Source organism: Acidiphilium sp. PM, assembly GCF_000219295.1.
In the GTDB taxonomy this organism is placed as follows: Bacteria; Pseudomonadota; Alphaproteobacteria; order Acetobacterales; family Acetobacteraceae; genus Acidiphilium; species Acidiphilium multivorum.
This window is the reverse complement of record NZ_AFPR01000132.1, coordinates 1-6,376: the sequence shown is the minus strand read 5'-3', so window position 1 is coordinate 6,376 and position 6,376 is coordinate 1. Positions and strand designations below refer to the sequence as shown.

At 69.1% G+C, this 6,376-nt stretch carries 5 protein-coding genes; 4 read left to right on the top strand and 1 reads right to left on the bottom strand.

What is annotated here, in order from left to right; genetic code table 11:
• Window positions 1–149: 149 nt before the first annotated feature.
• From APM_RS06700 to APM_RS06685, 4 genes are read left to right on the top strand one after another with little or no spacing between them, the layout of a single operon-like run.
• Window positions 150–1,451, top strand: coding sequence for an O-antigen ligase (locus APM_RS06700; RefSeq protein ID WP_007422594.1), 1,302 nt, complete (start codon window positions 150–152; stop codon window positions 1,449–1,451).
• Complete coding sequence (locus tag APM_RS06695; RefSeq protein WP_007422593.1) at window positions 1,448–2,410, top strand: GTP-binding protein; 963 nt, start codon at window positions 1,448–1,450, stop codon at window positions 2,408–2,410. The genes APM_RS06700 and APM_RS06695 overlap by 4 nt, the downstream gene beginning before the upstream one ends.
• Window positions 2,407–3,453, top strand: a complete 1,047-nt coding sequence (locus APM_RS06690) for a WD40 repeat domain-containing protein (protein WP_039887980.1) — start codon at window positions 2,407–2,409, stop codon at window positions 3,451–3,453. The genes APM_RS06695 and APM_RS06690 overlap by 4 nt, the downstream gene beginning before the upstream one ends.
• A gap of 1 nt (window position 3,454) precedes the next feature.
• Window positions 3,455–4,279, top strand: coding sequence for an aldo/keto reductase (locus tag APM_RS06685; RefSeq protein ID WP_007422591.1), 825 nt, complete (start codon window positions 3,455–3,457; stop codon window positions 4,277–4,279).
• A gap of 67 nt (window positions 4,280–4,346) precedes the next feature.
• Here APM_RS06685 and typA read toward each other — a convergent pair whose 3' ends face one another.
• On the bottom strand, window positions 4,347–6,179 hold the full coding sequence (typA, locus tag APM_RS06680; protein ID WP_007422590.1) for a translational GTPase TypA: 1,833 nt from the start codon (window positions 6,177–6,179) through the stop codon (window positions 4,347–4,349).
• Between the last annotated feature and the right edge of the window lie 197 nt (window positions 6,180–6,376).

The following is a 6,376-nucleotide window of genomic DNA, read 5'->3' as shown; positions in this document are numbered from 1 at the left end:
AGCCGCCTTCCTGCGTCTGGCGGACGACGACGCGGCCCGCGACCGCCTCGCCGCCGCCGGCCGCGCCCGCGCGCAATTGTTCGACACGCCCGTCATCGCCGCCCGCCTGCAGCGGTTGCGCGACGCCGAAACGCCGGTATGAGCGGGGCATGACCATGCAACGCGCCGCCCTCATCGCCGCCCTGATCCTGCCGTTTGGCCTGCTTTACGCCCGCGCCGGCGCCGAATTGGCGATGGGCGCGGTCGATATCCTGTTCCTCGTCCACGCCGCCCGCACCGGCGACTGGCGCTGGGCGCGGCAGCCCTGGTTCGTGTTCGGCTGCCTCTGGTGGATCGCGGTGATGATCTGCTCGACGCCGATCCCCGCCCTCGGCCTCGGGCCGGGCGGCTGGAAATCCTTCACCCAGGCGCTGGTGCTGATCCGCCTGCTGGTGCTCGCCGCCGCCCTCGGCCACTGGGTGCTCGATACACCGGCCGCGCGCACCCGGTTCTGGCTCGCCCTTGCCGCCTGCGAAGCCTGGATCCTGCTGCAAAGCTGGCAGCAGGAGATTTTCGGCGTGAACATCTTCGGCGACCACCGCTGGGGCGACGGCGCGCTCACCGGCCCGTTCTGGGCGCCGCGCGCCGGCCCGCCGTTCAGCCACCTGCTGTTTCTCACCGCCCTGCCCGTCATCGCGGCGCTGATCGCGCGGCGGGGCACCGCGCCGAAACTCGCGGCGGCCGCCGTCGGCGGGCTCGGCTTCGCGACAACGCTGGTGATCGGCCAGCGCATGCCCTTCGCGCTGGCGCTGCTGGGCCTCGCCGTCACCGCCCTCGCCTTCCGGCCGATCCGCCTGCCGGCGATCGGCCTCGGCATGCTGATCGTGCTCGCGATCCCGGCGCTGAAACTGGTCTCGCCGCCCAGTTTCGACAAGCTGGTGCTGGAGACCGGCCGCCAGGTCAGCCATTTCGCGAAAAGCCCCTATGGCGAACTCTACACGCGGGCAACGGTGATGATCGAGCACGCCCCCTTGCGCGGCTACGGCTTCAACGGCTTCCGCGATTTCTGCCCCGAGCCGCGGTTCGATCGCGGCCTCCCCGCGCTCGGCATCGGCCCGACCAGCCTGAAGCGCGGCGCCTGCAACATCCATCCGCACAATTTCTATCTCCAGGCCGCCCTCGATGGCGGGCTGATCGGCCTCGTGCTGTTCGCCGCGATGAACGCGGCCTGGCTGCTGGCACTCGGCCGCGGAATCATGCGCCGGCCGATGGCGCTCGGCGCCTTCATCGGCGTGCTGACCTATGCCTGGCCGCTCGCCTCGACCGACAATTTCGCCGTGCTGCCGATGGCGGGCTGGCTGTTCGTCATGCTCGGCCTCGGCCTCGCCCTGCCGCGCTCTGGTCCGCCCGAGCCCGCCTGCCTATATCCCGAAGCAACGATACGCCCCACCACGACAGGATCTCCCGCATGAGCGATCTCGTTCCCGTCACCGTCCTCACCGGCTTTCTCGGTGCCGGCAAGACCACCCTGCTCAACCGCATCCTCACCGAGGATCACGGCCGCAAATACGCCGTCGTGATCAACGAGTTCGGCGAGCGCGGCGTCGACAACGACCTCGTCGTCGATACCGACGAGGAAGTCTTCGAGATGAACAACGGCTGCATCTGCTGCACCGTGCGCGGCGATCTGATCCGCATCATCGGCGGGCTGATGAAGCGCCGCAACCGCTTCGACGGCATCATCGTCGAGACCACCGGCCTCGCCAACCCCGCCCCCGTCGCGCAGACCTTCTTCGTCGACGAGGACGTGAAGGCGAAGACGAGGCTCGACGCGATCGTCACGGTGGTCGACGCGAAGAACCTGCCCGCCCGCCTCGCCGACGCGCCGGAAGCCGAGGACCAGATCGCCTTCGCCGACGTCATCGTGCTCAACAAGCTCGACCTCGTCACCCCGGAGGAACTCGCCGATGTCGAGGCGCGGATCCGCACGATCAACCGCTTCGCCCAGATCCACCACACGACCCGCGCCGACGTGCCGGCCGACCGCCTGCTCGGCATCAACGCCTTCAGCCTCGACCGCGTGCTGCAATCCGTGCCGGATTTCCTCGAGGAGGATTCCCACACCCATGACGAGCACATGAGCAGCATCAGCCTGTCGGTGAAGAAGCCGCTCGACCCCGAGCTGTTCAACGCCTGGATCGGCGGCATCCTCGCCACCCAGGGCCAGGACATCCTGCGCACCAAGGGCATCCTCGCCTTCGCCGGCGAGGATCGCCGCTTCGCCTTCCAGGCCGTGCACATGATGGCGGATGGCGATTTCATCCGCCCGTGGAAGGATGGCGAGGAACGCGAAAGCCGCATCGTCTTCATCGGCCGCGATCTCAACCGGCCGATGCTGCGCCGCGGCTTCGAAAGCTGCATCGCCGAATGAGCGGCATGGTCACCGACGCGGACGAGATGCTCCGTGTGCGCGGCGTCTCGCACGATTGCGCCGAGTTCGTCACCGCCCTCGCCTTCGACCGCGCCGGCGGCACCCTCGCCGCCGGACTCGGTGACGGGCGGATCGTGCTGCGCGGCCTCGCCGGCGGCGACTTCGTTGAACACGCCTGCCACGACGGCGCGGTGCTCGCCCTCGCGCCGGATATCGACCAACGCGGCTTCTGCTCCGGCGGCGATGACGGCGCGCTGAAACGCCTCGATTCCGCAACGGGCGAAAGCACCGAACTCGCCAGCTTCGGCATGAAATGGGTCGAGCACGTCCTCACCGTGCCGGACCGCAAGGCGCCGCTGCGGGCGGCCGCGGTCGGCAAGACGATCCACCTGCTCGATGCCGCCGGCGCCACACTCCGCACCCTCGCGCATCCCTCGACCGTCGCCGGCATGGCGCTCGATCCGAAGCACCGCCGCCTCGCCGCCGCGCATTACAACGGCGCCTCGCTCTGGTTCGTCCGCTCCGAGAACGCGAAGCCGCAGGTCTTCGAATGGAAGGGCAGCCATCTCGCCATCGCCCTGCATCCCGATATCGAGGCGATGGTCACCACCATGCAGGAAAACGAGCTGCATGGCTGGAAACTGCCCGACGGCCAGCACATGCGGATGAGCGGCTACCCGACAAAGCCCGAATCCCTCGACTTCACCCGCTCGGGCAAGTGGCTCGCCACCGCCGGCGCCGAGGCCATCGTGATCTGGCCGTTCTTCGGCGGCGGGCCGATGGGCAAGGCGCCGCTCGAACTCGCCGCCGGCGAAACGGTGGTCCGCCGCGTCGCCTGCCATCCGCAGCACGAGGTCGTCGCCGCCGGCTTCGCCGACGGCTCGGTCGTCGTGGCCGACATCGCGCGCGAACGCATCCTGCCCGTCGCCGCCGCCGGGCGCGGCGCGGTCTCCACCCTCGGCTGGAGTCCGAACGGCGCCCATCTCGCCTTCGGCACGGAGTCCGGCTTTCTTGCCCTGATCGATTTCTCGCGAAAGGACTGACATGACCAGCATGCCCATCACCGGCGGCGCGCTCGCCATGCCCAAGCTCGGTCTCGGCACCTGGCGGATGAGCGGGCGCGACTGCACCGCCGCCGTCACCCGCGCGCTAGCGCTCGGTTATCGCCATATCGACACCGCCGAGATGTACGGCAACGAGGAGGCCGTCGGCGCCGCCCTCGCCGAAAGCGGCATCCCGCGCGACGAGATCTTCCTCACCACCAAGGTCTGGTACGAAAACCTCACGCCGGACGGCGTGCGCCGCGCCATCGAGGCCAGCCTCGCCAAGCTGCGCACCGACCATGTGAACCTCTTCCTGATCCACTGGCCCTCGCCCTCGATGAATCTCGCCGCGGTCCTCGCCACCATGGCGCATCTCAAACATGAAGGCCTGGTGCGGCATATCGGCGTGTCGAACTTCACCGTCGCGCTGATGCGCCAGGCGGTGGAGGCGATCGGCGCCGAGATCGCCTGCAACCAGGTGGAATATCACGTCCTGCTCGGGCAAGACGCGGTGCTCGACTATGCGCGGGCCCACGGCATCACCGTCACCGCCTATTGCCCGCTCGCCCAGGGCCGGCTCGGCGACCATCCGGCGCTCGCGGAGGTGGCCGCGAAACATGGCGCGACGCCGGCGCAGGTCGCCCTCAAATACCTGCTCGACCAGGACGGTGTCGCGGCAATCCCCAAGGCCGCGCGCGAGGAAACCCAGCGCGCCAACCTCGCCGCCCTCGCCATCACCCTCGATGACGAGGACCGCGCCGCCCTCGCCGCCCTGCCGAAAAACCAGCGCTTCGTCGATCCGGCCTTCGCGCCGGACTGGGACTGAAAAAAAAACCGGCCGGCGTTGTCGCGCCGGCCGGCCTCACCCCGTTCTGAGGGCTACCGCCGCCGGATCAGGCGGCGTCGGACGCCCGCTCGGCCTTCTTGCGCGCGTGCGGATCGAGATGCCGCTTGCGCAGCCGCACCGCGCCCGGCGTCACCTCCACCAGCTCGTCATCCTCGATATAGGCGATCGCCTGCTCCAGGCTCATCCGGCGCGGCGGCGTCAGCAGCAGCGCGTCGTCCTTGCCCGCGGCGCGGATATTGGTGAGCTTCTTCTCCTTGATCGGGTTCACGTCGAGGTCGTTCTCCCGGCTGTGCTCGCCGATGATCATGCCCTCGTAAACCTTCTCGCCGCCGCCGATGAACAGCGTGCCGCGTTCCTGCAGGTAGAACAGCGCGTATTGCACGCTCTCGCCATCGGCATTGGCGATCAGCGCGCCGTTGCGCCGCCCCTCGATCGTCCCCTTCCACGGGCCGTAGCCGATGAAATGCCGGTTCATCACGCCGGAGCCGCGCGTATCCGTCAGGAACTCGCCGTGATAGCCGATCAGCCCGCGGCTCGGGATGTGGAAGGTCAGCCGCTGCTTGTCGCCGCCCGAGGGGCGGATATCCTGCAACTCGCCCTTGCGCCGGCTCATCTTCTCGACGACGACGCCGGAATACGGCTCGTCCACGTCGATCAGCACCTCTTCCATCGGCTCCTCGCGCGCGCCCGTCTCCGGGTTGTCACGGGTCAGCACGCGCGGCCGGCCGATCGTCAGCTCGAAGCCCTCGCGGCGCATCGTCTCGATCAGCACGCCGAGCTGCAACTCGCCGCGCCCGGCCACCTCGAACGCCTCGGTCTCGGTGGAGTCGGTCACGCGGATCGCGACATTGCCCTCCGCCTCGCGGAACAGCCGGTCGCGGATCTGCCGCGACGTCACCTTCTTGCCCTCGCGCCCCGCGAGCGGGCCGTCATTGATGCGGAAGGTCATCGACAGCGTCGGCGGGTCGATCGGGATCGCCGGCAGCGCGGCGCCGATCTCCATGGCACCGATCGTATCCGGCACGGTCGCCTCCTTGAGGCCGGCCACCGCGATGATGTCCCCGGCCGAAACCTCGTCCACCGGCACGCGCTCCAGGCCGCGGAAGGCGAGCAGCTTGGTCAGCCGCCCGGTCTCCACCGCGCGCCCGTCGAAGCTGATGACGCGCACCGGCATGTTCACGGTCGCCCGCCCCTGCTCGACGCGGCCGGTCAGCACGCGGCCGAGGAAGTTGTCGCTCTCCAGGATGGTCGCGACCATGGCGAACGGCGCGTCGGCGTCGAGGCCGGGCTCGGGCACATGGCTCACGATCAGGTCGAACAGCGGCGAGAGGTTCTCGCGCGGCCCGTCCAGCGTCGGCGTCGCCCAGCCCTGGCGGCCGGAGGCGTAGAGCATCGGGAAATCGAGCTGCTCGTCATTGGCGCCGAGGGCGGCGAACAGGTCGAACACCTCGTTGTGCACCTCGTCGGCGCGGGCATCCGGGCGGTCGATCTTGTTGACGACGACGATCGGCTTCAGCCCGCGCGCCAGCGCCTTGCCGACGACGAACTTGGTCTGCGGCAGCACGCCCTCGGCGGCATCGACGAGGACGACCACGCCGTCCACCATGTTCAGGATGCGCTCGACCTCGCCGCCGAAATCGGCATGGCCCGGCGTGTCGACGATATTGATCCGCACGTCGCCCCACTGCACGGCGGTGCACTTGGCGAGGATGGTGATGCCGCGCTCGCGCTCGAGGTCGTTGCGGTCGAGCGCGCGCTCGGCCACCTGCTGATGCGCGCCGAACGAGCCGGACTGCTTGAGAAGATTGTCCACGAGCGTGGTCTTGCCATGGTCGACATGGGCGATGATCGCCACGTTGCGCAGCTTGGTCTCGGTCATGATTCGGGTCTTTCGGGGTTCAACGCGGCTCCTCTACACGTTTTGCAGTGCAAAAGCGAGCTTCGTGACGCAGACGGGATATGAAGAGATGAAAAAGGGACGGCCGAAGCCGTCCCCCTGCCCGGCCAGCGCGGCCCCGGCGCCTATCGTGCCGAGGGTGCCGGCGCCGGCATCATCGGCTCGCCGCCATGCGCGGG

Excerpts from the sequence above, each read along its gene's own strand:
- APM_RS06695 (WP_007422593.1), top strand. The coding sequence starts at position 1,448 with ATGAGCGATCTCGTTCCCGTCACCGTCCTCACCGGCTTTCTCGGTGCC.
- APM_RS06700 (WP_007422594.1), top strand. The coding sequence starts at position 150 with ATGACCATGCAACGCGCCGCCCTCATCGCCGCCCTGATCCTGCCGTTT.
- typA (WP_007422590.1), bottom strand. The coding sequence starts at position 6,179 with ATGACCGAGACCAAGCTGCGCAACGTGGCGATCATCGCCCATGTCGAC.
- APM_RS06690 (WP_039887980.1), top strand. The coding sequence starts at position 2,407 with ATGAGCGGCATGGTCACCGACGCGGACGAGATGCTCCGTGTGCGCGGC.
- APM_RS06685 (WP_007422591.1), top strand. The coding sequence starts at position 3,455 with ATGACCAGCATGCCCATCACCGGCGGCGCGCTCGCCATGCCCAAGCTC.